Annotated in this window: 25 protein-coding genes and 1 tRNA gene; 9 read left to right on the top strand and 17 right to left on the bottom strand. The window is 66.0% G+C overall.

From position 1 onward, the window contains the following. Window positions 1-32: 32 nt before the first annotated feature. Together ACYQ4T_RS01760 and ACYQ4T_RS01755 are read right to left on the bottom strand one after the other, a co-directional pair. Window positions 33-680 carry a LysE family translocator gene (locus tag ACYQ4T_RS01760; RefSeq protein ID WP_459850288.1) on the bottom strand — a complete coding sequence of 216 codons (648 nt, stop codon included), beginning with the start codon at window positions 678-680 and terminating at the stop codon, window positions 33-35. Beyond that, window positions 677-1,147, bottom strand: a complete 471-nt coding sequence (locus ACYQ4T_RS01755; protein ID WP_459850286.1) for an Lrp/AsnC family transcriptional regulator — start codon at window positions 1,145-1,147, stop codon at window positions 677-679. The genes ACYQ4T_RS01760 and ACYQ4T_RS01755 overlap by 4 nt, the downstream gene beginning before the upstream one ends. A gap of 220 nt (window positions 1,148-1,367) precedes the next feature. Here ACYQ4T_RS01755 and ACYQ4T_RS01750 point away from each other — a divergent pair, with 220 nt between their 5' ends. Both ACYQ4T_RS01750 and ACYQ4T_RS01745 read left to right on the top strand, forming a co-directional pair. Continuing rightward, complete coding sequence (locus tag ACYQ4T_RS01750) at window positions 1,368-1,910, top strand: hypothetical protein (RefSeq protein WP_459850284.1); 543 nt, start codon at window positions 1,368-1,370, stop codon at window positions 1,908-1,910. Between the two features lie 4 nt (window positions 1,911-1,914). Next, on the top strand, window positions 1,915-2,376 hold the full coding sequence (locus ACYQ4T_RS01745) for a hypothetical protein (protein WP_459850282.1): 462 nt from the start codon (window positions 1,915-1,917) through the stop codon (window positions 2,374-2,376). Here ACYQ4T_RS01745 and ACYQ4T_RS01740 read toward each other — a convergent pair. Together ACYQ4T_RS01740 and ACYQ4T_RS01735 are read right to left on the bottom strand one after the other, a co-directional pair. After that, window positions 2,373-4,295 carry an alpha/beta fold hydrolase gene (locus ACYQ4T_RS01740; protein ID WP_459850280.1) on the bottom strand — a complete coding sequence of 641 codons (1,923 nt, stop codon included), beginning with the start codon at window positions 4,293-4,295 and terminating at the stop codon, window positions 2,373-2,375. The genes ACYQ4T_RS01745 and ACYQ4T_RS01740 overlap by 4 nt on opposite strands. A gap of 60 nt (window positions 4,296-4,355) precedes the next feature. Continuing rightward, window positions 4,356-5,231, bottom strand: a complete 876-nt coding sequence (locus ACYQ4T_RS01735) for a fatty acid desaturase (protein WP_459850278.1) — start codon at window positions 5,229-5,231, stop codon at window positions 4,356-4,358. Window positions 5,232-5,271: 40 nt separating this feature from the next. Here ACYQ4T_RS01735 and ACYQ4T_RS01730 point away from each other — a divergent pair, with 40 nt between their 5' ends. Further along, complete coding sequence (locus ACYQ4T_RS01730; RefSeq protein ID WP_459850277.1) at window positions 5,272-5,766, top strand: hypothetical protein; 495 nt, start codon at window positions 5,272-5,274, stop codon at window positions 5,764-5,766. On the opposite strand, the gene glmS is transcribed toward ACYQ4T_RS01730, so the two are convergent. Next, on the bottom strand, window positions 5,767-7,587 hold the full coding sequence (gene glmS / locus ACYQ4T_RS01725) for a glutamine--fructose-6-phosphate transaminase (isomerizing) (RefSeq protein WP_459850275.1): 1,821 nt from the start codon (window positions 7,585-7,587) through the stop codon (window positions 5,767-5,769). 20 nt (window positions 7,588-7,607) lie between these two features. Next, complete coding sequence (gene glmU, locus ACYQ4T_RS01720; RefSeq protein WP_459850273.1) at window positions 7,608-8,954, bottom strand: bifunctional UDP-N-acetylglucosamine diphosphorylase/glucosamine-1-phosphate N-acetyltransferase GlmU; 1,347 nt, start codon at window positions 8,952-8,954, stop codon at window positions 7,608-7,610. 113 nt (window positions 8,955-9,067) lie between these two features. Here glmU and gph point away from each other — a divergent pair, with 113 nt between their 5' ends. Then, entirely contained in the window at window positions 9,068-9,730 is a 663-nt protein-coding gene (gene gph, locus ACYQ4T_RS01715; RefSeq protein ID WP_459850271.1) for a phosphoglycolate phosphatase, read from the top strand. Between the two features lie 129 nt (window positions 9,731-9,859). Beyond that, the gene (locus ACYQ4T_RS01710) at window positions 9,860-10,420 is read left to right on the top strand and encodes a hypothetical protein (RefSeq protein ID WP_459850269.1); all 561 of its coding nucleotides are present in this window, start codon (window positions 9,860-9,862) and stop codon (window positions 10,418-10,420) included. 10 nt (window positions 10,421-10,430) lie between these two features. On the opposite strand, the gene ACYQ4T_RS01705 is transcribed toward ACYQ4T_RS01710, so the two are convergent. Continuing rightward, window positions 10,431-11,231, bottom strand: a complete 801-nt coding sequence (locus tag ACYQ4T_RS01705) for a DUF3108 domain-containing protein (protein WP_459850268.1) — start codon at window positions 11,229-11,231, stop codon at window positions 10,431-10,433. A gap of 259 nt (window positions 11,232-11,490) precedes the next feature. Here ACYQ4T_RS01705 and ACYQ4T_RS01700 point away from each other — a divergent pair. Beyond that, window positions 11,491-11,565, top strand: a tRNA-Val gene (locus tag ACYQ4T_RS01700). A gap of 118 nt (window positions 11,566-11,683) precedes the next feature. On the opposite strand, the gene ACYQ4T_RS01695 is transcribed toward ACYQ4T_RS01700, so the two are convergent. After that, window positions 11,684-12,274 (bottom strand): hypothetical protein, encoded by a 591-nt coding sequence (locus ACYQ4T_RS01695; RefSeq protein WP_459850267.1) that lies wholly within the window; start codon window positions 12,272-12,274, stop codon window positions 11,684-11,686. Window positions 12,275-12,417: 143 nt separating this feature from the next. Then, window positions 12,418-13,059 carry an FMN-binding negative transcriptional regulator gene (locus ACYQ4T_RS01690; RefSeq protein WP_459850265.1) on the bottom strand — a complete coding sequence of 214 codons (642 nt, stop codon included), beginning with the start codon at window positions 13,057-13,059 and terminating at the stop codon, window positions 12,418-12,420. An 82-nt stretch (window positions 13,060-13,141) separates the two neighbouring features. Between ACYQ4T_RS01690 and ACYQ4T_RS01685 the strand changes: the two genes are divergently transcribed. The 3 genes from ACYQ4T_RS01685 to ACYQ4T_RS01675 are packed head-to-tail and all read left to right on the top strand — an operon-like array spanning window position 13,142 to window position 14,899. Continuing rightward, the gene (locus ACYQ4T_RS01685; protein ID WP_459850263.1) at window positions 13,142-13,747 is read left to right on the top strand and encodes a helix-turn-helix domain-containing protein; all 606 of its coding nucleotides are present in this window, start codon (window positions 13,142-13,144) and stop codon (window positions 13,745-13,747) included. A gap of 25 nt (window positions 13,748-13,772) precedes the next feature. Then, window positions 13,773-14,198, top strand: a complete 426-nt coding sequence (locus tag ACYQ4T_RS01680) for an EamA family transporter (protein ID WP_459850261.1) — start codon at window positions 13,773-13,775, stop codon at window positions 14,196-14,198. A gap of 20 nt (window positions 14,199-14,218) precedes the next feature. Then, on the top strand, window positions 14,219-14,899 hold the full coding sequence (locus ACYQ4T_RS01675) for a B3/B4 domain-containing protein (RefSeq protein WP_459850259.1): 681 nt from the start codon (window positions 14,219-14,221) through the stop codon (window positions 14,897-14,899). A gap of 3 nt (window positions 14,900-14,902) precedes the next feature. Here the strand turns inward: ACYQ4T_RS01675 and ACYQ4T_RS01670 are convergent, their stop codons facing one another. The 8 genes from ACYQ4T_RS01670 to ACYQ4T_RS01635 are packed head-to-tail and all read right to left on the bottom strand — an operon-like array spanning window position 14,903 to window position 24,537. After that, on the bottom strand, window positions 14,903-15,904 hold the full coding sequence (locus ACYQ4T_RS01670) for an FAD:protein FMN transferase (RefSeq protein ID WP_459850257.1): 1,002 nt from the start codon (window positions 15,902-15,904) through the stop codon (window positions 14,903-14,905). An 8-nt stretch (window positions 15,905-15,912) separates the two neighbouring features. Beyond that, window positions 15,913-16,410, bottom strand: a complete 498-nt coding sequence (locus ACYQ4T_RS01665) for a nitrous oxide reductase accessory protein NosL (protein ID WP_459850255.1) — start codon at window positions 16,408-16,410, stop codon at window positions 15,913-15,915. Next, entirely contained in the window at window positions 16,407-17,231 is an 825-nt protein-coding gene (locus ACYQ4T_RS01660; protein ID WP_459850253.1) for an ABC transporter permease subunit, read from the bottom strand. The genes ACYQ4T_RS01665 and ACYQ4T_RS01660 overlap by 4 nt, the downstream gene beginning before the upstream one ends. Further along, the gene (locus ACYQ4T_RS01655; RefSeq protein WP_459850251.1) at window positions 17,228-18,145 is read right to left on the bottom strand and encodes an ABC transporter ATP-binding protein; all 918 of its coding nucleotides are present in this window, start codon (window positions 18,143-18,145) and stop codon (window positions 17,228-17,230) included. The genes ACYQ4T_RS01660 and ACYQ4T_RS01655 overlap by 4 nt, the downstream gene beginning before the upstream one ends. Further along, complete coding sequence (locus ACYQ4T_RS01650) at window positions 18,142-19,428, bottom strand: nitrous oxide reductase family maturation protein NosD (protein ID WP_459850249.1); 1,287 nt, start codon at window positions 19,426-19,428, stop codon at window positions 18,142-18,144. The genes ACYQ4T_RS01655 and ACYQ4T_RS01650 overlap by 4 nt, the downstream gene beginning before the upstream one ends. A 2-nt stretch (window positions 19,429-19,430) precedes the next feature. Continuing rightward, a complete protein-coding gene (gene nosZ, locus ACYQ4T_RS01645) occupies window positions 19,431-21,362 on the bottom strand; it encodes a TAT-dependent nitrous-oxide reductase (protein ID WP_459850247.1) in 1,932 nt (643 codons plus the stop codon). After that, a complete protein-coding gene (locus tag ACYQ4T_RS01640) occupies window positions 21,359-23,602 on the bottom strand; it encodes a 4Fe-4S binding protein (RefSeq protein WP_459850245.1) in 2,244 nt (747 codons plus the stop codon). Before ACYQ4T_RS01640 ends, nosZ begins: the two co-directional genes overlap by 4 nt. Continuing rightward, complete coding sequence (locus ACYQ4T_RS01635; protein ID WP_459850243.1) at window positions 23,599-24,537, bottom strand: ferritin-like domain-containing protein; 939 nt, start codon at window positions 24,535-24,537, stop codon at window positions 23,599-23,601. Before ACYQ4T_RS01635 ends, ACYQ4T_RS01640 begins: the two co-directional genes overlap by 4 nt. Window positions 24,538-24,860: the final 323 nt, after the last annotated feature.

Raw genomic sequence — 24,860 nt, 5'->3', positions numbered from 1 at the left:
AATCGCGGAAAATCGGGCCGGAAAATCGCAGATCAAGCCGGCCATTGCAAGAGCAGATGGCCGAGCGTGTAGACGCCGAAGGCCACCAGCAAGGCGCCTGCCGCCCAGTTCATCCAGGTCAGGGCCTGCTCGGAGATCTTGTGCCGGATGACGCCCACCCCCTGGCTCAGGAACAGCCACCAGGCGGCCGAGCCCAGGAGCACGCCCAGCACGATGATCGGGACCGCCGACATGCTGGCGGCGCCGGCGCCGGGCACGCCGGCGAAAATCGCCATGAAGGTCAGGATGGTCGCCGGGTTGGCGAGCGTCAGCACCAGGGTCTTCACGAAATCGGCCCAGAGGCTGATCGGAATTTCGTCGGTGCCGTTCTGGATATTGGGCTTGGTCAGCCCGAGATGGATGCCGAAGCCGATCACGAAGATGCCGCCGCCGAGCTCCAGCCAGAAGCGCTGGGCTTCGATGACGCCGCTGATCGCCGTCACGCCGAGCACGCCGATCGCGCCGTAGATCGCATCGGCGACCGCGGCGCCCAGGCCGGCGGCGAAGCCGGCGATCCGGCCGCGCTCCAGGGTGGTGCGGATGCAGAGCATGCCGATCGGGCCGACCGGGGCAGCGACGGCGAAGCCGATGCCGGCGCCCTTCACGAGCATCCAGATGTTCGCAAGAAGGTGTTCGATCATTGACCGCTGCTGGGTACCGAGGTGTCGATCTCGCGGGTCTCCTTGGCGGAGGAGAGCGCGATGATGGAATGGGTGCGCTGGATGCCGTCGATCGATTTAACCTGCTCCGAGAGGAATCGCTCCAGATGCCCGGTGCCGGTCAGCCGCAGTTTCAGCAGATAGGAGTAGTCGCCCGCGACGTGGTGGCATTCGAGCACTTCGGGCCGTTCCCGCATCCGCTTCAGGAACTCGGGCTCCTGTTTCAAGTCGCCGAGCTCGATCAGGATGAAGACCAGGAACTCGCGGCCGAGCGCCGCCGGCGATACTTCGGCGGTGATCCGCTTCAGGATGCCCTTGGCCTTGAGGCGCTTCAGCCGGTCGTTGACGGCCGAGGCCGAGAGCCCGACATTCGAACCCAGCTCGGCATAGGAGACCTGACCGTCTCGCTGCAGGATCTGCAGCAGCACGCGATCGATATCGTCCAGCATTCCCTCCCCGCGCATCTTTCGGCCGAACAATAGCGGCAAAAGCCCGGCTGTCATCGAATAAATTGCGGTGTTGCAACAGGTTGTCGCATCCCAGCGACATTGGCGGTCGGAGAATGCGGTATTTTCGCGGCCGCGCATCGCGCGGCTTGACCCGGATCACCGCCGGGTCAATAGATTCAAGGACATAATGATTCCGTCTTGGCCCCAGGAGCTGACCCGGGTGACGTTCTCTTCAGGTTTGGTTCGATCGGCCGCCTTCGCGGTGGCCTTGGCGATGGGCGTGCAGGTGCTGGGTCCGGTTCTGGCCTTCGCGGATGGCGATTTCGGGCCGGAGGGCGCACCGCCTCCGGCCGCGGCGCCGAACGGATTGCCCGGCGACCTCGCCACCGACGCGGTCGAAGTGACCGATCCCGACGCCATCCGGTCGAAGCTGGACGAGCTCACCATCTACGGCCGCTACTACGACGGCGAGAACTGGATCGAATACCACCTGGCCGACGGCCGCACCGCCTATTGGGAGAAGGGCTGCACCTATCCCGGCAAGTGGTGGGTGCAGGATGGGCAGGTCTGCTACGCCTATCCCAATTATCGCAACGGCGCGTCGAACTGCTTCATCCTGTTCGTGCGGCCGGACGGCAGCGTGCAGTTCGTCGCGATCTCCGACGACGGCTCCACCTACCTCGCCTCGTTCAGCCTGAAGGTCGAGCATGGCAACACCGCCAACCTGGCGATCGGCGAAAAGAGTCCCTGCGTCGGGGTCTGATGCCATGCCGCGGGCGACGCGCGCCGCGGCCGTCGCCGCCCTGCTGCTGATAGCCTTGCCGGCGGCGGCCGATGATGCGCAGCCGCTGGGGGAACCGATCACCAGTCCCGCCGAGATCACCAGCCGGATGGCCGGCAACACCTTGAGCGGCGTGCTGAAGGAGACCGGCGAGAGCTGGGCCGAGTTCTATTGCGACACCGGACGCAGCCTCTACGAGTTCGGCGGCATCAATCTCGGCAAATGGTGGACCCAGGGTGGCAAGGTCTGCTTCGCCTACGAGTACAACGACTATCAGCTACCGCGCTGCTTCGACATGTTCGGCCGGTCCGACGGCGCGCTCGCCTTCAGCGGCACCGATGATGCCGGCCGGCCGCTGACCTTCCTGAGCGGCCCGCCGGAGCCGGGCGATCCCCACCATCTCGAAGAGCGCGCGCTGCATGGCTGCGCGCTGGAGCCCTCGGTCTAAGGCAGGGGGCGCGGCGTCGAGGCGTCCTTGCCGTCGAACGTCCCGCTGAGGCTGCGCGCCTCGGTCGTGCTGTCATGGCGATAGACGATGGCGCCCCTGTGCCCGCCGGAGATGTTCAAGTCGAGGGTGAGGCCATCTGGCCGCGTGCCGTCGTCGGCATCGATCGCGACGCCGCTGCCGCTGACTTTGAGTCCCGGCCAGAAGGCGCAGGATTCGAAGCTGTACTCGACGCCGCTGCGCGCGGCATTGACGGTCAGCGTGCCGCCGAAGTCGCAGCCGAAGGTGAGCTCGCTATAGGCGTCCCAGTTGGCGAGGTCGCGCGATTGCGCGAGCTCGGCCTCGATCGCCTGGGCGAGGCCGAAGGCGTCGCCGGTCTGGGCCGCGGTCAGCGGCACATAGGCGTCGAGGAAGTCTTGGCGGCAGAGCTGCTCGCGCTTCTCCGGCTTGCGGCCGTCCAGCAGCAGGCCGAAGACGATGCGGTCCGGACAGGCGAGGCCGCGGCCCCAGATCACATGCGGTCCGCCCTGCATCGTCACCATATAGGCGTTCTTCGCGCGATCGAAGACCGCATAGCCGTTGTCGACCGGCGTCGCGGGATCGCTGTCGGAATTCAGCACCAGGGTCGGGTAATCGCCGCCGGCGAAGGCGGCGGGCCGCTCCGCGCGTCCCGGCACCGGCCAGAAGCTGCAGGCCAGCCGCTCGGCATAGAAGTCGCGGATGAGGCGCGGCGCCTCCGGCGCCAGCGCGCGCGCCTCGTCGAGGATCTCCTGCGTCTGCCGCACCGGGTCCTGGCCGGCATCGCCGTAGTCGGGACAGGTGATGCCGTAATAGGCGCCGCCATACCAGGTGGGATCGTCGGCCGGCTCGGCGATCTCCGGATCGACGCCGAGATTGTCATAGCCGAGCCGCAGCAGCGGCACGAAGTTGCCCTTGGTCGACGCGGCCAGGGCGCGCAGGAAGCTCATGCGGCTGTCGGTGCCGTAGAGCGCATAGAAGGCATTGGTCTCGAGAACCGCCAGGGTCATGTCACGCCTAGCGAAGCGGCCACTGGCCAGCGGATAGTCTACGGGCTGCGGTGACGCCGCCAGCTTCGCGGCCAATGCGTCGTAGACCTGGCCGGCCGCCGCGCCCATATCGGCATGGCATTCGGCCGCGGCGTCGCAGGCGGCGAAGGTCTTCGCCAGCAGCTTCTCGGCGGCGCGCACGTCGCCGCCGTAGAAGGCCCTTGCATCGCGGGTGAGATCGACCACGCCGTCGAGGATCAGTCCGCTCAAGGCCTGCGGATAGCGCGCGGCATAGACCTGCGCGAACTGCGTGCCATAGCTCTCGCCGTAGAGCCAGATCCTGGGATTGCCGATCGCCTTGCGGAACTCCTCGAGATCCTGGACCGCGTCGTCGGTCGACAGATGCGGCAAGAGCTCGGCATGGGGCGTCTCGGCCGCGCAGGATTCGGCGAAGCGCTTCGCCGCGGCGACCGCCTCCTCCGGCCGGTCGAGCGCGAAGGTCGTGCTGTCGAAGGCGAGCCCGGCCTTCGGGCAGGCGATGCCGTTCAACGGACCGACGCCGCGCTGGTCGAAGAACACGACGTCCATCTCTTCCGAGAGGCGCTTGTCGAAACTGGCCAGGTAACTGTCCGCGACCGCCAGGCCGCTGCCGCCCGGCCCGCCCACGGCATAGAACAGGACGCCTTTGCTCTTACTGCTGGCGAAGCTGACCGCGAACCGGACCATGATCGTCCGGTTGGTTCCCGGTCGGCTGCGATCGACCGGCACGGCAAGATCGACGCAGGTGAGCGCGCTGTCCGGGCAATCCTTGCCGCCGAGCCGGCTGACCGCCGCGCGCAAGCCGTCGGCGGCCGAGGCTGCGGACGGAAGCGCCAGCAGCAGCGCGAGGGCAAATCCAATTGTCCGGAACGGCATGAGGAACCTGAAGCGTTGGACCGACGCGACAGGCTAGACAGCGGGGATGGCCGCGGCAAGTCAGCGCCGATAGGACTGCAGGATCTGCCGCTGCACGTCGATATAGCCGGGCGCGGTGACCTTGAGCCGCCCGGCGATCGCGCGGTTGACCTCGGGCAGGCGGTGGAACGGCACCGCGGGATAGGCGTGATGCTCGGCGTGATAGGGCATGTTCCAGGCCAGCGCGCGCATCAGGCCGTTGGTGTAGGTGGTGCGGGTGTTTTCCAGCATGTCCGGCACCAGCGGGCAGAGGCCGTGCTCGGCCATCAGGTAGAGCCGCAGAGCCGGCTGGCCGAGCAGCGCTGGAATGACCCAATAGATCAGCGCGACGCTGCTGCCGGTCGCAAGTGAGGCGATGAGCACGGCGGCATAGAGTGCGAGCACGACCCGCGCCTCGAGGATCACGGCGTGACGCTGGCGCTCATCTTTGTAGAAGCTCTCCGGGGCGCGGCCGAGCGCATGGGCGATCGTGCCGCGGACTTGCGCGATCCAATAGGGCATGCCGCTCACATGCCAGAACCATTGAAGGAGATTGGCCGGCTTGGGCGCGGCGAGCTCGGGATCCTTGGCCGGATCCTGGGTGAAGCGATGATGCGCGAAATGGAAGGCGCGGAAATATTCCCGAGGCAGGAGGATGAGCACGCCGAAGATGAAAGAGACGCCTTCGTTCAGCGCGCGGGTCTTGAAGGCGGTGCGGTGGATGCATTCATGCAGCGGCGTGAAGAGGAAGATGAGGATGATGCCGTGCAGCCACATCGCCGGCCAGATCCAGAACGTCTCGCGCGTCAGCCAGATGCCGGCGCCGGTCACACCAAGAACGCAGAGATGGCCGGCGAGATGGGTGAGGCCGGGCGCATCAGACCGCTTACTCCAGTGCTGCCGCATCGCTGCGCTCACGGGGTAGTCGCTCAGATCGTGATCTGCTAATGATGGCGTCATGGGCGACAATTCACTTCAGCGACGTTTGTCTCTTTTGAAGTTGGCCGCTGTGGCGATCACGGTTGCGGGTCCTCTGCTCAGCCACGGCTGGGCAACAGCACAAGAAACTGCCCCGGGCCGATTGCTTGTCGATCCGGCCGAGTTGCGATCACTCTTCGCCAAGAACACCTTAACCGGGCCTACACTCGGTGGCGACTCTTGGGCCGAATACTACTGCGCGAATGGAATCGCGATCTATAGCGATAAGGGTGCCATAAAAGTTGGTCGCTGGCGCATCGAAGGCCAGAAGACCTGTTTCGCGTATGACGCGCCGAGCTATGTGAAAGAACACTGCGCATCAACCTATCGCCGGGACGACGGCGGGCTCATCTTGCGCTTCGACCAGAGCAGCAGCTTTAAAGACATCGCAATCGCCGAGCCACCACTACCGGGTGATCCTCTGGGCTTGCAAAGCAAAGCCAAAAACAACTGCGACAAACGTCCTGCGGCCTGATCACTCCACCGTGACGCTCTTCGCCAGGTTGCGCGGCTGGTCGACATCGGTGCCCTTGGCGACCGCGGCGTGGTAGGCGAGCAATTGCACCGGGATGGCGTAGAGGATCGGGGCGACGAAAGGATCGACGGTCGGGAGCTCGATCGCCGCCATCGCCTTGTCGCCCAATTTGGCGATGCCGGGCTTGTCGGAGAAGAAGATCACGCGGCCGCCGCGGGCGCGGACTTCCTGGAGGTTGCTGGCGGTCTTCTCGAAGAGATCGTCGCTGGGGGCGACCACGATCACCGGCACGCTGTCGTCGATCAGCGCGATCGGCCCGTGCTTCATCTCACCGGCGGCATAGCCTTCGGCGTGAATGTAGGAGATCTCCTTCAGCTTCAAGGCACCCTCGAGCGCGATCGGATAGCTGGTGCCGCGGCCGAGGAAGAGAACGTCGCGGCATTCGGCGACCTTGAGCGCGATCTCCTTCAAGCGGGCGTCGTGGTTCAGCACCTCGGCGGCCCGGGCGGGGACTTCGGTCAGCGCGGTCGAGAGCTCGGCCTCGCGCTTTTCGTCGATGGCACCGCGGGCACGCGCGGTCGCGATCGCCAGCGCCGCCAGCACCACCAGCTGCGTGGTGAAGGCCTTGGTCGAGGCGACGCCGATCTCCGGGCCGGCCAGCGTGTGCAGCACCGCGTCGGATTCGCGGCCGATCGTGCTCTCCGGCACGTTGAGGACAGCGATCACCTTCTGGCCCTGGGCCTTGGCGTATTTCAGCGCCGCCAAGGTGTCGGCGGTCTCGCCGGATTGCGAGATGACCAGCGTCGCGCCGTCCTTGTCCATCGGCGCTTCGCGGTAGCGGAATTCCGAGGCAACGTCGAGCTCGACCGGCAGGCGCGCGATCCGCTCCAGCCAGTATTTGGCGACGAAACCGGCGAGATAGGCGGTACCACAGGCGACGATCGTGAGCTTCGAGATCTTGGCCAGATCGATCGGGAGCGGCGGCAGCTCGACCCGGCGCTTCAGCGGGTTGACGAAGGCATGCAGCGTGTCGCCGATCACCGCCGGCTGCTCGGCGATCTCCTTCATCATGAAATGGGCGTGGTTGCCCTTGCCGATGAGCGCGCCGGAGAGCGCGGTCTTCTTGACCTCGCGGTTCACGCGGCGGCCGTCGTTGTAGATCGTGGCGGTGTCGCGCGAGATGATGACCCAGTCGTCCTCGTGCAGATAGCAGATGCGGTCGGTGTAGGGCGCCAGCGCCATCGCGTCGGAGCCCAGATACATCTCGCCGTCGCCATAGCCGACCGCGAGCGGGCTGCCGCGCCGCGCGCCGATCATGATGTCCGGCCGGTCGGCGATCAGGATCGCGAGGGAGAAGGCGCCGTGCAGCCGCGGCATCATCTTCGCCATCGCGGCCTCCGGATCGAGGCCCTGGTTGAGATAATGGGTCAGGAGATGCGCCACCGCCTCGGTGTCGGTCTCGGTCTCGAACTTGCGGCCGGCGGCGGCGAGCTCGTCGCGCAGCTCCTGGAAATTCTCGATGATGCCGTTGTGCACCAGCGCCACGCGTTCGGTCGCGTGCGGATGGGCATTGGTCTCGTTGGGCCGCCCGTGCGTCGCCCAGCGGGTATGGGCGATGCCGATGACGCCGGGCAAGGGCGCCGCCTTGAGCCGCGCCTCGAGATTGCCGAGCTTGCCCTCGGCGCGGCGGCGCTCGATCTTGCCGTCGACCAATGTCGCGATGCCGGCGGAGTCATAGCCGCGGTATTCCAGGCGCTTCAAGCCGTCGTAGAGCAGCGGCGCCACTTCCGCTTTGCCGATGATGCCGACGATGCCGCACATGCCAGATCAGCTCCAGGATTCTAAGTTCGGGATTTCTTGAAGGCTTCGCGCGCGGCGCGGAATTTCGCCGCCCAGCCGGGCTTGTCCGTCTGCGCGCCCCGCGCGACCGAGAGCGCATCCGGCTCGACGTCGCGGGTGATGACGCTGCCGGCCGCGACGATGGCGCCGGCGCCGATCGTGACCGGCGCCACGAGAGACGAGTTGGAGCCGATGAAGGCGCCTTCGCCGATCACAGTCTTCTCCTTGAGGAAACCGTCGTAATTGCAGGTGATTGTGCCGGCGCCGATATTCGCCTTCGCCCCCACCTCGGCGTCGCCGAGATAAGTGAGGTGATTGGCCTTGGCGCCCTTGCCCAGCACGGCGTTCTTGGTCTCGACGAAATTGCCGACATGGGCGTCGCGGCCAATCTTCGAGCCCGGCCGCAGCCGGGCATAGGGGCCGATGATGGCGCCGCTCTCGATCGCGGCGCCCTCGATATGGCAGAAGGCGCGGATCTCGACATTGTCGGCGACGCTGACGCCGGGGCCGAACACGACATTGGGGCCGATGGTCACGTCCTGGCCGAGCCGCGTGTCGGCGCAGAGAAAGACCGAAGCAGGATCGGTCATGGTGACGCCGTTTTCGAAGGCGCGCGCCCTCAGGCGCTGCTGGCAGAGCGCTTCGGCCGCGGCCAGTTCGGCACGGCTGTTGATGCCGATGAGCTCGTCAGCCGGCGCCTCGACCACCACGGCGTTGAGGCCGCGCTGGCGCGCCACGCCGACGATGTCGGTAAGGTAGTATTCCTGCTTCGCGTTGTTGTTGCCGATCGCGTCGATCAGCTCCCAGAGCCGGGCGCCGTCGATCGCCATGACGCCGGAATTGCAGAGGCCGATCGCAAGCTGCGTCGCGTCGGCATCGCGATGCTCGACGATGGCGGAGAGATTGCCGGCCGCGTCGGTGACGAGCCGGCCGTAGCCGGTGGGATCCTTGGGCCGCATGCCGAGCACCACCACGGCGGGCCGGTCCGCTGCTTCACGGCGCGCCACCATGCGGCCGATGGTCTGGGCGGTGACGAAGGGCGAATCGCCGAACAGGACCAGCACGGTGCCGTCGACCTTGCCGATCACGTCCCGGGCAGCCTTGGTGGCATCGGCGGTGCCGAGCTGCTCCTGCTGGATCGTGACGGCATGCGGCGCCACTTCCCTGCTGACCGCATCCATGCCGGGGGCGATCACCACCGCGGTCTTCGCGACCTTCAAGGCCGCCAGATTGTCCAGCACATGGCCGACCATGCTGCGCCCGGCGATCCGGTGCAGCACCTTCGGCAGGGCGGACTTCATCCGCGTGCCCTTCCCCGCTGCCAGCACGATGGCGGCGATTTCACCCATCTTTCGAATCCCTTGGGACGAAGACCCCGACGAAACCGCATGGCCCAGAGCCTTGCGATGCCCGGCAAAATGCCATATCCCCCGCCGTGATAGAAGCGGAAGACGGCGGAAATATGACCGATAGGATTGCGGGTGCCCGGCACCTGATCTTCGATCTCGACGGCACTCTGGTGGACAGCGCGCCGGATCTCGCCACCGCGCTCAATGGACTGCTGGCGGAGATGGGCAAGCCGGCCCTGGCCGAAGCCACCGTCCGATCGATGGTCGGCGACGGCGCGGGGGTGTTGGTCGAGCGCGGCCTTGCCGCTTCCGGCCTCGGCGATGCCGACCGGCCGGCGGCGCTGAAGCGGTTCCTGGCGCTCTATCGCGATTGCCTGATCGACCAGACCCGCGCCTATCCCGAGGTCGAGGCGACCTTGGAGCTTCTGTCGGCGCAGGGGCACGAGCTGGGGGTCTGCACCAACAAGCCCTACGACCCGACGCAGCGGATCCTGAGGGCGCTGAAGCTCGACCGTTTCTTCGGCGCGGTGATCGGCGGCGACTCCTTGCCCAAGCGCAAGCCGGATCCCGAGCCACTGCTGGCGGCGATCGCGGGGCTCGGCGGCGCGGCTTCGAGCGCGGTGATGATCGGCGACAGCGCCAACGATGTGCTGTGCGCCCGCGCGGCTTCGGTCACCGCGATCCTGATCCCGTCCGACTACGGCAATCCGGCGGAAGACGCGGACGTGAAGCTCACGCGTTTCAGTGAGCTGCCCGCGGCGCTCGCGCGGCTCTGAATCGTCAGGATTTTGTCAGGAAGCGCGGATCGGTTCGCATCTGGACTGGATTAACCGCGTCGCTGCTTGCGCATGCGCAAGATCCGCCGCATACAGACGGCAAGACAACGTCGCTCTTCGGGGGATCACATGAAGCGGTTCGTGTTCGCGTTGGTCGCGGGACTGGCCTTGGCTGCGGGCTGCCTGCCGGGCAAGTCCTTTGCCATTACCTACACGCCCTATCAGGCGGGTGACAGCTTCTCGCTGCTCGGCGCGATCGACGGCACCGGCATTGTGAACACCTACACCGTCCTGCCGATCGACCTCGCCGCGCCGACGAAACTGGTGAATTTCACGCTGCAGGACGACCAGTACAACGGTAGCCCGGAACTCGTCCTCGAACTGAGCGTGCTGGATTGCACCTCCGGTTCGTGCAGCCATCCTTCGCTCTACGTCTCACCGACCGCCATCGTCAGCCTAACCGCGCCGGATATCCTGCTCAATCCCGGCAAGTACATCCTTCAGGCTTACGTGACCCTGCTCACCGCGCCGGGCGTGGAGCGGTTCGACGGGTTCACCTTCTCGGGCAGCTTCGCCGCGGCGCCGATCGCGACCACGCCGATCCCCGCGGCCATGTTGATGTTCGGGACCGGCCTCGGCAGCCTCGGCGGCTTCCGCTGGCTGCGCCGCCGCCGCGTCGCGAACGCCTGAAGCTTCCGGGCTACTGCACGCCGATCAGGTCGAACACCATCTCGCCCAGGGCATTCTGGGTGTAGATGCGGACCGGCACGGCGGGCATGCCCGGCACGGCGTTGGCGATCCAGATCTTGGCCGATTCCGGATAGAGCTGGGATTGCACCGCCATCTGGGAGAAGCCCTGGATCAGCTGCGGCGTCGCCTGGCAGGCGGTGGCCGGACCCTGATAGTAGGACCGCTTGTACATCTGCACATTGCCGGCGCCGACCTCCGTCACGCTGAGATCGTAACGTCGCACGCCGTCGAACAGCTGGTAGCGCGCGGTGCAGGTGTCCCTCTGCGCGTAGTTGGCGATGACCGCGAGGACCAGGCTCGCCGGATCGATCGTGCCGTCGGCGGTCCCTTGCGCGGCGGCCTGCTGCGCCTGGCGGGTGAGCGGCACGGCCTTGATGTCGACCTTGCCGTTCTTGAGATAGGTCAGCGTCACGCTCTCGGTCTTCGACAGGATCTGGCCTTCGGAATGGAACTGGGTCGGCTTGGCCTGCGCCACCGCCATCCGGCCGTTGGCCGAGACCGTCATCCGGTAGGGATAGAGCGTCGCCAGCGACCCCTGGGTGACGATATTGGCGTTGAGACCATAGACCCCGTCGGTGACCGCACCGTTGGCGCCGACCGGCAGGTCGGCCTGGGCAGTCATCTGCAGGACCGGGAAGCCGGCGAGATAGCCGAGATAGGTCAGGGTGACCGGTTTCGCCGCCGCGCCGCTGAGCGGCAGAGCGGCCAGGGCCAGGGCCAGACAGGCGACTCGACGAAAGATCCAAGCCATTGAAAGTCCTTTGGAAAAGCCATCCGGACCGGTGCGGCACCGGGCCCCGCAAGGAATACTGAACATTTGGGCTGCCGACAGGCTGACGGTCAACCGCCGCCTGGGCCGGGGCGTTCCTTTGCCGCGCGGCTCACACGGCTTTGACCGGCTGCGGGCTGGTTTGCCCCGGACCGTTTGACAGGCGGAAGCGTGGCGGTTAAACAACCCGCCTTCCACTCGCCTCCCCGGTTGTTGCTCGCGGGAGAGCGCGGTCGGTCCCGGGTGCGTAGCTCAGCGGGAGAGCACTACCTTCACACGGTAGGGGTCACAGGTTCAATCCCTGTCGCACCCACCATCGGCCCCCTTATTTTATGCGGGTTTCATCACGTCAGCGGCGTTCGCTTTTCCGGCTCTATCCGGCAGAACACGGCAGGAACCGGCACCTGAATCCGTGCAGTCGGTTCGATGCTTGTTCAGAAAAAAACTGGCCACCATGCCACTGTCCGATTCCTCGGACAGGAGAAGCAAAATTGCTTGCGATGCCAGCCGACAATACAGAGCACACCGAGAGCCGACGCGAACAGCGGCAGTGCGGCAGGGATCGGAGTTTGGGTGACACTTCCATGCAGCCGGTTCGGATAGAAGGAGTCTTCAGTTGATGCGGTGCTGTACATGAAATGGAAGGCGTAATGCGGCGGGTATAAGAGGACCTCGAAGATGAAGTCATCGGTGCCATAGGCAACCCCTCTTGTCGTCGCATTCAGGCCACCGATGATGAGTGCATGAGAAAGGACATTGTAGTCGAATGCGAGCGGACTCCCGACGCTAATATTGAGTGCGGTCGCATCTATACCGTTCGTCTCGTCGTGATACGCCTGCGCAGGATCGAACGTCACATGGAACGTCCCTGTAACGGGAGAGACGGGGGCGCGGGAGGCGCCGTTCACGCTCTCGAAATCTGTCGCGAAGAACGCAATAGACAGCGACACGGAACTGGCCAGAGCGGCGGAGGCCGTGGCGACAATCAAGCACAGTGCAATAAGCAGCTGACTTAGGAGTCGCATTGGTGCCATCCGTCAGTATTGCGTACGGTTCGGCACTATCTTAACGAAGGGATCCAACCCTTACCCTTGATCTCGCTCAAAGAACCTGAACGAAAGCAGGGGGGCGGGTTCACCATCGGCTCCGCCGGCAATCCAGGCGGCTCTCACGACCTGGACTTCTCCGTGCCGAAGGCGAGCATCGCGTCGCCGATCTCGGCGTGGCCGCGGCGTTTCAGGGTCTCGCCGGCTTCGAGGATATCGCGCGCCTCCTTGTTCTGGCTGAGCTTGAGCTTGCCGACCAGCCTGGTGATCTCGACTTCGATGCCGACGATGTTCTTCGCCATCATGTCGATGAATTCCCGGGGGCTGTCGCTCATCTTCCACGGATTGGCTTGCGGGGCTTCATGGGTCTTGGTCAGCCGGGCGATCACGCCGCGCACATAGCGCTCGTCATCGCGAATGGTCGCGCGTCCGTGGGCGTGCGCGACCAGATAATTCCAGGTCGGCACCTGTTTCTTGGTTTCCCGCTTGCTCGGATACCAGTTGGGCGAGATGTAGGCGTCGGCCGCCCGGAACACGACCAGCACCGCATCGCCCGTGGCGATGTCCTGCCAGACCGGGTTGGCGCGCGCGACGTGGCAATGCAGGGTGCCGGACGGGCCCTCGTCCCGGCTCAGATGAAACGGGATGTGGTTGGCGTCCATTCCGCTCCGCCCGTTGGTGAACAGGATGCCGAGCGGGGCCTTTTCGATGAGATCGTGCAGCACCTCGGCACGGGGTGCTTCGAAATGCGCCGGAACGTACATGATCACTCCCTGGGCCGTTGACAGTCGCCGGCGACCATAATTATATTGACCCAATCAGTCAATATAATGACTAGGCGAGATCTTGACCCAAGTCGAGCCCCAGCCCTGCGAAACCGGCGATGCCATGAACGAGGCGATCGCGCGCCGGGTCGGCGCCTTGCGCAAAGGCAGCCAGCTCACCTTCGACGAGCTGGCGGCCCGCAGCGACATCAGCAAGGGCATGCTGGTTCAGATCGAGCAGGGCCGCGCCAACCCCAGCATCTCGACCTTGTGCAAGCTGGCGGCCGCGCTGCGCGTCTCCGTCGCCGACCTGGTGAGCGCCGAGGATGGTCCCAATCGGTCGGTCCGGATCATAGCGCCGGGCACCGCGCCGGTGCTCTGGCAGGGACCCAAGGGCGGCACGGCGACCCTGCTGGTGGGGTCGGAGGGGCCGGACATGCTGGAGCTCTGGGACTGGAGCCTGTTGCCCGGAGAGCGGTTCGAGGCCCGGCCTCATCCCGCCGGCACGCAGGAGCTGCTCCACGTCATCGAAGGCACCTTGGCGCTGGAGGTCGATGGCCGCAGCCATCTGGTGGGCGCCGGATCCTCGGCGGTGGCGCGGACCGACTGCGCCCACGCCTATGTCTGCCACGGCAAGAAGAAGGTTCGCTTCTCGATGGTGGTCTACGAGACCGCGCCGAAAGCATGACGCGCCCAGAGCATAGAAGCCGCCTATGTACACGCTGAGCATCACGATCGCGATCCTGTCGCAGGTCCTCTATCATTTCGCGCAGAAGGCCCTGCCCGCCGGGACCAGGCCGTTCCTGCTGCTGGCGGTGGTCTATGCCATCGCCACCGTCTCCTGCCTCGGCCTTGCCACGGTCGGGGCCAGACCGCTGGCCATGAGCGACCTGAAGCCGCTGTTGAGCTGGCCGGTCGTGCTGCTGGCGGCCTCGGTCGTCGGGATCGAGATCGGCTATCTGCTTGTCTATCGCCAAGGCTGGTCGGTCGGCCTTGCCTTCAGCGTCGCCAGCACGGCGACGGTGGTGCTGCTGGCCGTCACCGGGCTTCTGCTGTTCCGCGAAAGCCTGAACGCGTGGCAGATCCTGGGACTGGGGCTGGCGGTCGCCGGGACCTGGCTTGTCGTTATCCATCGCTAACATCGAACATGAGCCTGAACATGACACCCAGCATCGACCCGCGCGTGGCAAGCCTCGCACCGGATTTCAAGGCCGTCAGCATCGTCATGGAGGTCGGCGAAAAGCTGCGCGACGGCGTGGCGGATCAGGCGTTGCAGGAGGCCTACGATGCCGTCGCCCGGAACGAGCCAAGCTGGGGGCCGGCACACCTGGCCGCCTGGGCTCAGGCCTTCCAGAAGTTCGGCGCCAAGCCGCAACGCACTCCCTGCTCCGCCGAAGCCTTGCGCAAGCGCTTCCTGCGCGACAACGCGCTGCCGCGCGTCAATCCGGTGGTCGATCTCTACAACGCGATCAGCCTGCAATACGCGATCCCGGTGGGCGGCGAGAATCTCGACGCTTACGCCGGACCGCCGCGACTCACCATTGCCGACGGATCGGAAGCCTTCGACACGATGAAGGATGGCATGCCCGCCGTCGAAGCGCCCGAACCGGGCGAGGTGGTCTGGCGCGACGTCCAAGGCGTCACCTGTCGCCGCTGGAACTGGCGGCAAGGCGTTCGCACCCGGCTCGCCCCGGATGCACGGCGGATGTGGTTCATCCTGGAGAGCCTCGCGCCGATGCCGGTCGCCGCACTCCAGGAAGCCGGCGACAAGCTGGTCGCGGGCTTGCGCGAGATGTCGCCGACGGCGCGGATCGAAATGAGCCTGATAACGGCGTCCTGATCTTCAGGCCGCCAGCCAGCGCTGCCGGCCCTCGGCATCGACGATCAACGCACGCGCGGCACCGGCTTGCCGCAGCATCCGCTCGAGCGCATCCGGGGCCAGCAGGGTCGCGGCGGTCGCCAGCGCGTCGGCGGCGGTCGCGTTGCCGGCGACGACGGAGACGCTCGCGTAGCGCTGCGGACAGGCACCGGTCGCGGGGTCGAAGATGTGGTGGAAATGTCCCGCCGGGTCGAAGCGGAAGCCATAGCCGCCCGAGGTCGCCAGCGCGGCATCGACCAGCGGCACGTCGGCGAGAAGTGCGTCCCGGTTCAGCGGATTCTCGATGCCGGCGGTCCAGGGACGACCGCTGTCGCGCCCGCCGACCGCGAAGATCTCGCCGAGGTCCACCAAGGCATGGTCCAACCCCTCGCCACGGAAGAAGTCGGCGATCCGATCGGTGATGTAGCCCTGGGCGATGCCGTTCAAGGTCACCTGCATGCCGGGGCGGGCGAAGCGGATCTCATCGGGATCGAGATCGATCGCCCGGTAGTCGACGCGCGCCGCGGCTTTGCGGATCAGGTCCGCCGCGGGTCCCTTGGGGTCGGCGCCAGGTTGCCGGAAATGGTCTGCATAGACGGTCCAAAGCGGCTGGACGGTCACGTCGAACCTGCCTTCGCTCAAGCGGCCGAAACGCTGCGCCTCGGTCAAAATCCGGACCAGATCGAGCGGCGGATCGCGCAAGATGCCATCGCGGTTGAGCGCGGAGAGCGCGGATTGCGGGCGATAGAGGCTCATGATCGATTCGAGCCGCTCCAGCTCCTCGATCGCGGCGGCCACCAGCGCCTGCGCCCGGGCCGGATCCGAATGCCGGACCTCGATGCTGGCGAGACTGCCCATGGCGATGCCGCGCCAGCTCGCCGCGGCCGGCTCGGCTGCAAGAGCGCGGGCGCCCGCGCCGGCCAAGCCGCAGGAGGCGGTGGCGGCGGCGATGCGGATGAAGCGGCGGCGATTGACCTTCGATCGCATGGCGCCCTCTATTGGTTTAAGGTTTCAGCCAAGGCGGCTCTCGCCTCCTCGAAGCTCACGACCTTGCCGCCATGCGCCGACGCGAATGCCGCGGCCGCGTCCTTGGCGCCGAACGGCACCGCCTCCGCCCCGCCCATCGCCCCCTGCCGGTCGCTGCCGACGACATAGACCGCGTCGCTGGCCGCGATCCAATTCTCGCCGCCCGGGTCGTCCCAGCTCGGCGCCTTGGCCATGTCGCTGACATAGATCGCGCCGATATCCTTGGGTTCCTCCGGCAGGCGCAGGAAGTTGATGGTGTCCCTGACCGAGGTGAACCAGACCGGCGTGTCGGTGCCGCGCAGCAGGATCTGGCCCTTCGGGCCGCCATGCTCGGTCAGGAGCATGCCGCAGTAATAGCCGGTGGCGTCCGCCGCCATCGCATGCGGCGCCGGGATCGCCTCTTCCTGCTTCGAGCAGGCCGCCAGGATCAGCAGCGCGGCGAGCGCCAGTTTCCGGAAGGCTCTCATACTTGCCTCCTTCGCAAGACGAACGTGGTGATGGCCAGAGGCACCAGGGTCCAGAGCAGCAAGGCCAGCAGCAGGCCGGCCGCGGGCAGTGCCGCGTCCTGGCTGACGCCGGCCATGCCGGTGAACTGGCTGACGCCGCCGATGCCGGTGAGGTTGAGGACGCGATAGGCGTCGGCCGGGTTGAACAGCAGCAGCGCATTCAGCACCGGCGCCGTGATCACCTTGCCCTGGTCGACCACCAGCAGCCCGAGCAGCGCCATGTCGTAGATGAGGACGAAGAGCAGCCAGATGCCGATCGCCAAGCCCCCGGCCGCCCCGCGATCCGCGACCGAGGCGCTGACCAGATAGCCCAAGGCCAGGAAGGCCGAGCCGAGCAGCACCGAGCTGCCGATCATGGACAGGAAGGACTGCCAGCCCGAAAGGTCCGCGCCGGTGGCGCCGAGGGCGATCGCCGCCGAGCCGTAGCCGATCACGGTCGCGAAGCCGAGGATCGAAAGATGCCCGACGAACTTGCCGAGGATCAGATTGGAGCGCGAGACCGGATAGCTCAGCAGCAGCAGCATCGTGCCGCGCTCGAACTCGCCGCAGATCGCGTCATAGGAGAGCAGCAGCGCGATCAACGGCAGCAGCAGGATGGAGAGACTGGAGAGGCTGACCAGGGTGACCGCCAGCGGGCTGGCGCCGACCGTGCCGGTGGGCGCGCTGCCGAGGAAGGTCAGGGTCAAGGCCAGCGCCGCGAGCAGCAGCGTCGTCGCCACGATCCAGCGGTTACGGATGCCGTCGAGAATCTCCTTCTTGGCGATGGCGCGGATGGCCCTCATGCCCGGCTCTCCTGGTCATTCAGGAAATGCGCATAGATCTGGTCCAGGCTCGGCTCGACGATGGAAATGTCGGTCACCTGCGGCATGGCCGCGACTCGGCGCAGCAATTCCAGCTTGTGCTCCGCGGCACAGACCAGCGAGCGGTGGCCGTTCAAGCCGCCGCCGGCGATCGTAAGGCCGTCGAGCCGCGCGAGATCCTGCGCGTCGAAGGCTTCGGTCACGGCCAGCTCGACCTGGATCGGCAGGCCCGCCAGCTGCCGCAGCGCATCCAGGGTCCCCGAAACCAGGACCTTGCCGTGGTGCAGGATGACGACATGGTCGATCCGCGCCTCGAGTTCGCTCAAGGCATGCGAGGAGAGCAGCGCCGTGACGCCGCGACCGCGCAGTTCGCCGACCAGATCGTAGAAACCCTGCCTGACCAGGGGATCGAGGCCGGTCGTCGGCTCGTCGAGGAACAGCAGCCGCGGCTCGCCCAGCAGGGCCTGGGCGAGGCCCAGACGCTGGCGCATGCCTTTCGAATAGGTGTTGACCCGCTTGTTCCGCGCCGCGCCGAGGCCGACCTGCTCCAGCAAGGCGTCGCATTCGCGCGCCGAGCGGCCCTTCAGCGACGCGTAGAAGCGCAGCATCTCCCGGCCGGTCAGCGCACCCGAAAACACGACATGCTCCGGCAGGTAGCCGATGTTCATCCGCGCATCGCGCCCGGCGGCGGTGCCGGGATCCTCGCCGAGCACGCGGACCACGCCCGCGGTCGGGCGAACCAGGCCCAGCATCAGCTTGAACAGCGTCGTCTTGCCGGCGCCGTTATGGCCGACCAGCGCCACCGTCTGCCCCTCGGGCAGGTCCAGGCTGACATCCTCGACCGCCACCGACGGTCCATACTGCTTGCGCACCGACTTGAGCTCGATGGCGCTCATCGCGCGTCTCCCGCCCAGATCGGCGCCGTGATGCGGGGCGGCGCCATCAGCGGCGCACTGTCCACGACGCCGCCGGGATAGAGCGCCGGAAACTGGGCCTGGGCCCAGCGCACCACCTGCACGGCGGGGCTGTTTAGCAACATCTTGGCATTCGGGTTGACCCAAAGAATCTCGTCCACCATGTCGTTCGGCTTGTAGGCGGTGTCGGCGACCCCGTCGCCGTTGAGGTCGAAGGCCGGATTGTCGCTCCAATAGTTGCCGTGGCCCTTGTCGGACCAGTCGAGCACCCGCGTCCCGACATACTTCACCTGGGTCCTGTTGCCGACGAAGGCATTGCCGGCGATGCGATTGCGCTCCGAGCCGGCGGTGAAGTGGATCCCGATGTCGCAACCCTCGAACCAGTTGTCGTGGAACCAGTTCTTGTTCGCCGCATAGATGAACACGCATTTCTCCGGGCCGGGCCGCACCGTGTTCTCGCCGATGTCCGAGCTGTTGGCGGTGTTGAGGAACAGGCCCTTGTCGCGGTCGCCGAGGCTGAGGTTGCCGGCGACCTTCAGGCGGTCCGAATACATGATGACGAAGCCCGCATGGTTGCCGAGCGAGAGATTGCCGGAGACCTCGCTGTCGTTGGTGTACATGTAGTGGACCGCATAGCGCAGGTCCCGCATCCGGTTGCCCCGGAACAAATTATTCCGACTCGAGATCACATAGATGCCGTCCCGGCCGTAGCGGATGTCGTTGCCGAGCACCTGGGCGCCGGGAGCGTTCCAGATATTGATACCGTTGCCGTCCTCGTTCATGTGCAGGTTCTGGCGCCCTTCGATCACATTGCCGCGGACGACGCTATCGCCCGCGCCCAGCACGTAGACTCCGACCAGATTGCCGATGATCCGGTTGTGCTCCACCAGCGCGCCCGTCGCGTTGCGCGTCAGAAAGATTCCCGAATCCTGCTCGTCGAGCCGCGATCCGGAGCCGCGCACTTCGAGATTGCGCAGGACGATCCCCGGCGCGTCGGCGACCAGCACCTTGCCGGTGCCGTTGCCCGCGATGGTCGTTCCCGCCGCGCCTTCCAAGGTCAGGGGCTTGGCGATGGTGACTGGACCTTTGTACTCGCCCGGTCCCAGGCGAAGCACGTCGCCCGGCGCGGCCCGGTCGATCGCAGCCTGGAGCGAAGCGCCAGGTGCGATCTCGACCGTGCCCGCCGCGGCGATCGAGGCGCAGGCCACCCCGGCGGCAACGACCGCCGCCGGGATGACGCCACGCAGGTACGCCCTTCCCGTCATGCTCAGGCGGTCTTCGGCTCGACGAACATGCGACCCTGCATCTCCATATGCATGGCGTGGCAGAACCACTGGCAGTAGTACCAGTAGACGCCGGCCTTGTCGGCGGTGAAGGTCACCGACGAGGTCGCCTGCGGCCCGATCTCCATGGCGATGCCATAGTTGTTGATGGTAAAGCCGTGCGTCAGGTCCTCCACGTCGTCCATGTTGGTGACGTAGACCGTCACTTCATCGCCCTGCTTGACGGTGAAGTTCTCCAGGCTGAAGGTCGGCGCGATCGAGTACATGTAGACCCGCACCTTGTTGCCGTCGCGGACCACGTCGGCCGCGGTATCGAGGTCGATGTTGTCCTTCTTGGCCTGGTTCCGGGCCTCCTCCCACATCGGGTCGTCCCGCTTCCAGATGTGAATGGGGTTGACCTTCGAGCGGTGCACGATCGTGGCGTCGTGCGGCTCGGCGAAGCTCGGCCCGTCATGCACCAGCTTCATCTCGTCGCCGGAAATATCGATCAGCTGGTCGTTCTCCGGCTTCAGCGGGCCGACGTTCAGGAAGCGGTCCTTGGAGAACTTGTTGAGGCTGATCAGCCATTTGCCGTCCGCCTCCTTGGTCTGACCCATGGACGAGTGGTTGTGGCCGGGCTGGTAGTGGACGTCGAGCTTCTGGATGATGGGATCCACCTTCTGCCCGGCATAGGCCTGCTTGGCCTTCTCGATGTTCCATTTGCAGATCTGGCTGTCCAGGAACAGCGTGGTGTAGGCGTTGCCGCGGCCGTCATAGGCGGTGTGGAGAGGCCCGAGGCCGAGTTCCGGCTCGCCGACGATCACGTCCCGCGGCTGGATCTTGTCGTCGAACAGATCGTCGAGCTTGGTCACGTCCATGATCGAGACGGTGGGCGAGAGCTTGCCGTTGATGACGACATGCTGCCCGTCCGGCGCGGTGTTGATGCCGTGCGGATTGTTGGGGACCGGGATGTAGCGGGTATAGGGCGAACCCTGCTGGCCGTCGAGCACCGGCACGCCGCCCATCTCCTTGAAGTCGCCCTTCTTCACCGCTTCCTCGATGCGCTTCAGGTTGAAGACCACGATCCAGTCTTGCTCCTTGGCCGTCATCTCGGCGAGCGTTACGCCTTCCTCGGAATTGTAGCAGGTGGCGAAGCAGTACTTGCCCTGGTAGTCGGCATCGACATTGTCGAGGTTGCCGGTGACGATCACCTGCCAGGCGACCTTCATGGTCTCGCCGTCGACCGCCGAGAACATCGAATGATACTGCTTGGGATCGTCCAGGATCTTGCCGTCGTTCGGAATCGGCACCCGATCCTCGCCGTTGCAGAAGACGTAGCCGGTTTTCGGGTATTTCTGCACTCGGAGGCCGTGCACTGTGGACTGGTTCGGCAGCTGAATGATCTTGTCAACCTTCATCACATCGCAGCGGATCCGCGCGACGCGGGTATTCGCCTTGTCGTTGACGAAGATATAGCGGCCGTCATAGGTGCCGTCGGTGAAGCTCATATGCGGGTGATGGAGATCGCCGTTGACGTAGGTCCCGCCGCGGTTCTTCAGGAATTCCACGGTCTCCGGCAGCAGGCCTTCGGTCAGGATCTTCCGGCTTTCGTTGGTCAGGCCCCAGCCGGTGGCGCTGCAGCGGTTGAAGACCGGCACGCGCATCAGCTCGCGCATGGACGGCAGGCCGATGATGCGCAGCTCTCCGCTCTGTCCGGAGCTGAAGAACACGTAGTACTCGTCGAGCTGGCCCGGCTCGACATTTGCACTCTGCCCGCCCTCCTGCGCGGATGCGGGTCGAGAGAAGCCATGGCCGAGGGTTCCCAGCGCGGTTCCGCCAGCCAGGCCGCCGACTCCCGCGAGCGCGGCGAGCCGCGCCGGACCGGTGAGCATGTTCCTTCGGGTGAATTTCGGTTGGTCGTCGTTGCGTTCAGTCATGGTGTCACCTCCGTTTTTCGACTTGGGCTGGCCTTTCCCGCGTTCGCGGGCAACATGGATGGAGAGGTCGTCGCCAAACGCTTCTCGCGCTTCAGGCGGCGCTGGATCATCACCGGGCATTTGTGATCGTCCCAGTAAAGCAGCTGGCAGTGCATGCAGTAGATGCATTCGTTGACGTTGATCTGGCCTTCCGGCCGGATCGCCTGAACCGGACATTCGATGGCGCAGCGCTGGCAGGGATTGCCGCATTCGCGGTAGCGCTTCAGCCAATCGAACATGCGCATCCGCCCGGGAATCGCCAGCGCGCCGCCAAGCGGACACAGGTAGCGGCAGAAGAAGCGCTCGATGAAGAGCCCGGCGCCGACCAGCGCCACGGCGAACAGCACGAAGGGCCAGTCGCGCATGAAGCGCAGCACGATCGCCGTCTTGAACGGCTCGACCTCGGAAAGCTGCTCGCCGAGCGTCAGCGAATAGAGCGAGACGCCGAACAGGCCGAGGAAGATCAGGTATTTGATCGGCCATAGCCGCTCATGGACGGCCCAAGGCACGCTGATCTGCGGCACCTTCAAGCGGCGCGCCACCTTGTTGGTCAGCTCCTGCAGCGCGCCGAACGGACAGAGCCAGCCGCAGAACGGCCCGCGTCCCCAGAACAGCAGCGCCCCGGCGATGCTGCACCACAGGATGAACAGCAGCGGGTCCATCAGGAAATAGTCCCACTTGAACTCCGTGATGAGCGCGTTGGCGAAGGTGAGGACGTTGACCACAGACGGCTGGGCGTGGACCATCCAGCCGAGCCAGACCAGGGTGAACAGCAGGAAGCCGGTGCGCACCTTGGCGAAGAGTTTCGGACGGCGCACCAGCCAGTCCTGGAAGAAGAAGATCGCGGTCAAGACACCGATGGCGACCAGCAGCACGCCGACCTGCAGCCAGCGCTGCGTCCAGATCCGCTGCCAGAGGGGAGTCTCGCCGGTGAGCGCCGGCGCCGCGGATGGTGCGGGCGGCGCGCCCTCTGCGGCCGGCGCGGGCGCTTCCGGATTGGCCGGCGTCTCGGCGACGACGACCGGCGCCTGGCTGCGCTTCAGGTATTTCTCCGGCGGCAGGTAGCGCAGGTCGAACATCAGGAACGCCTTCTGCAGCGCGCCGGTGGCGCGCTGCACCAGCAGCTTCAGCTGCCAGGGCTTGGCGGGATCGAATTGCGTCTTGGCCGGGATCGCGAACAGGCCGATTTCCTTGAAGGCCGGCGCGCCGGCCGCGGCAATCGCGCCGATCCGGGTATGGTTCTTGTCGTGAAAGCGGACGCTCTCGAGGTCCTGGACGACCTCGATGCGATCGAAGATGCCGCCACGGACATAGCCCGATCCCTTGAAGGAATAGCGGCCTTCGCCCATCACCAGGATCGCCTGCTGGCCCGGTGCAAGGCTTTGCATCATCTGCGTATAGGCGGCATCGCCCAGCAGGCTGCGTCCCACGGTGGGAATCGTGGCCGGCGCGACGTAGAGATCGATGAAGGTGGCATCGGGGTTGCCCGGTTCGGGCCGGCCGGCGGCTTCGGCGTTGCCGGATTCCTGATAGGCCTTGTTGATGTCGCCGATCGAGATCCGCAGGCGCCGGACCGACCCGTCGCCGACCAAGGTCTGCCAGTCTTCGATTGCATTCTTGTCGGGATCGATCGTCACGATCTCCGGCGGCGCGGACGCAGCCGCCGCCCCGGCGGCGGTGCCGAGGCCCTTGGCCTGCACGACCTTGATGGCCGAGCGAATGATGCTGTCGCCGATGACCAGGACCGTCACTGTCGCGCCGCTGACGATGTCGGGCGCTTGCACGCCGGTGCCGCCGGCGGCAGCCGCGTGCACGTCGGTACCCCGGAAGTGGTCGATCACCGCGCGGATCTTCGCCTCGGGAATGCCGACCAGCACGATCGGCTCGTGATGCTCGACGAGCTTCCCGCCGAGGATCTTGCCGCTCGGGTCCAGCGCCACCAGGATCCGGATCGGCTTGCCCGAATAGCCGGTCGAATCGACGATATCCGAGTTGAGATAGACGAAGCCGAGCAGCTGGTTGCCCTTGAAGATCGGCGCGGTCGCCGGCGTCCCTTCGACCGGGCCGAAGCGATCGGCCCCCTCCACCAGCTCCGAGGGTTGCACCTTGCCGAGGAACTCCTGCAGGCGACTCTCTGCCGCCGCGGATCCCGCGAACAGCAGCGCGATGAGCATCGCCAGCAGGACACGCGCGATCATCATGGACGCGCCTCCATTTGGCGGACGGAAGGCGCCTGATGCGCGAGCTCGGTCAAGCTTGGCTCCAGGGCATAGAGACAGTCGTTCAGGGCGGCGACCATCGCCGTCGCCTTCTCACAGCGACCGCTCACCTCTTCCTGTCCGCGCGCATGCTCGCTCCGCCGCAGCAGGACCAGATATTGCTCGATCAGCTTCTCCACGCTTCCGGCAGCCTCGAACAGGATGCCTACCGGACCCACCGCAGCGGCGCGCTGGATGAGCGCAGCGGATCCCATCGCCGCCTCGTCGGCCGAGGCGGAGATGCTCGCGGCAAAGCCGCGGATTTGTTGCAACAGGCGGGGATCGACCTGGCCTTCGAGCGGCTGGGTAGCTGCGCGCAGCGCGGCCGCGGTCTCGCGCTCCTGGCGTGCGACGAAGCTCTGCATGGCGCCGTCGTCGAGCGCATCGGTGGCTTCCGGTTGCCGACCCTGCCGCTCCGCATGATACGCTTGTCGACGCGCGTGGCGGAGCTTCGCGGCATGGACCAGCTCCTGTCGCGCCATCGCCTCGGCCTGGCCGCGAACCTCACCGTTGGCCGCCTCGCTGGCCACATAGGTCCAGAAGGAGAAGGCCTGTTCCTCGCCGCGGACGGCAATGCTCAGCGCCGTGTATGGCGTCAACCGCGCGGCAACGGCCGCGTCGCCGATCTCGAAGGTCTCCGGCAGCGCGAGGCCGGCGATGTCGCCGGTCGATCCGGACGATGCCGAGGTCTGCATCAAGTGCTCGACGCTCTCGACATGCTGCCGCTCTTCCTGCGCCAGAGCCTCGAAGATGCGGGCCAGTTCCGCATGCCCCACGCGACGCATGCAGGCGCCCAGCGCCTCGTACCGCCTGACGGCCGCGCGCTCGAGAGCGTCGGCGATCGCCAGAACCTGTTGGGTCGTCGTTACGAGAACCATGGCGCCGTCCCCGCGCTGCTTCGATCTATCGCGTACCGATGGAAAGACCCTAGCACATCAACCCTGCGATTCTAGCGGTTAACCATAACCATTTTGCGACGCGTCAACGGCGGCAGCGGCGCGCGCCATCTGCGATGAACCGATGCGTTGCTGCGTGCGCGAACGGCGACCGGATCCGAACTCTGTGCGGGTTCCTGAACGTCCATCATGCTGCGAGTCCCTGGCTGTCCGGATGGCTGGTTGAGTTAGTGGCACCGCAGCGCCGCGGGGAGTATTCGGAATTCCCCTTACGCCGCCGCGAAGGAGGAGCGGTCGCATAAGGG

The sequence above is a fragment of the Dongia sp. agr-C8 genome (assembly GCF_054658695.1).
This window is presented reverse-complemented; position numbering and strand designations above follow the sequence as displayed.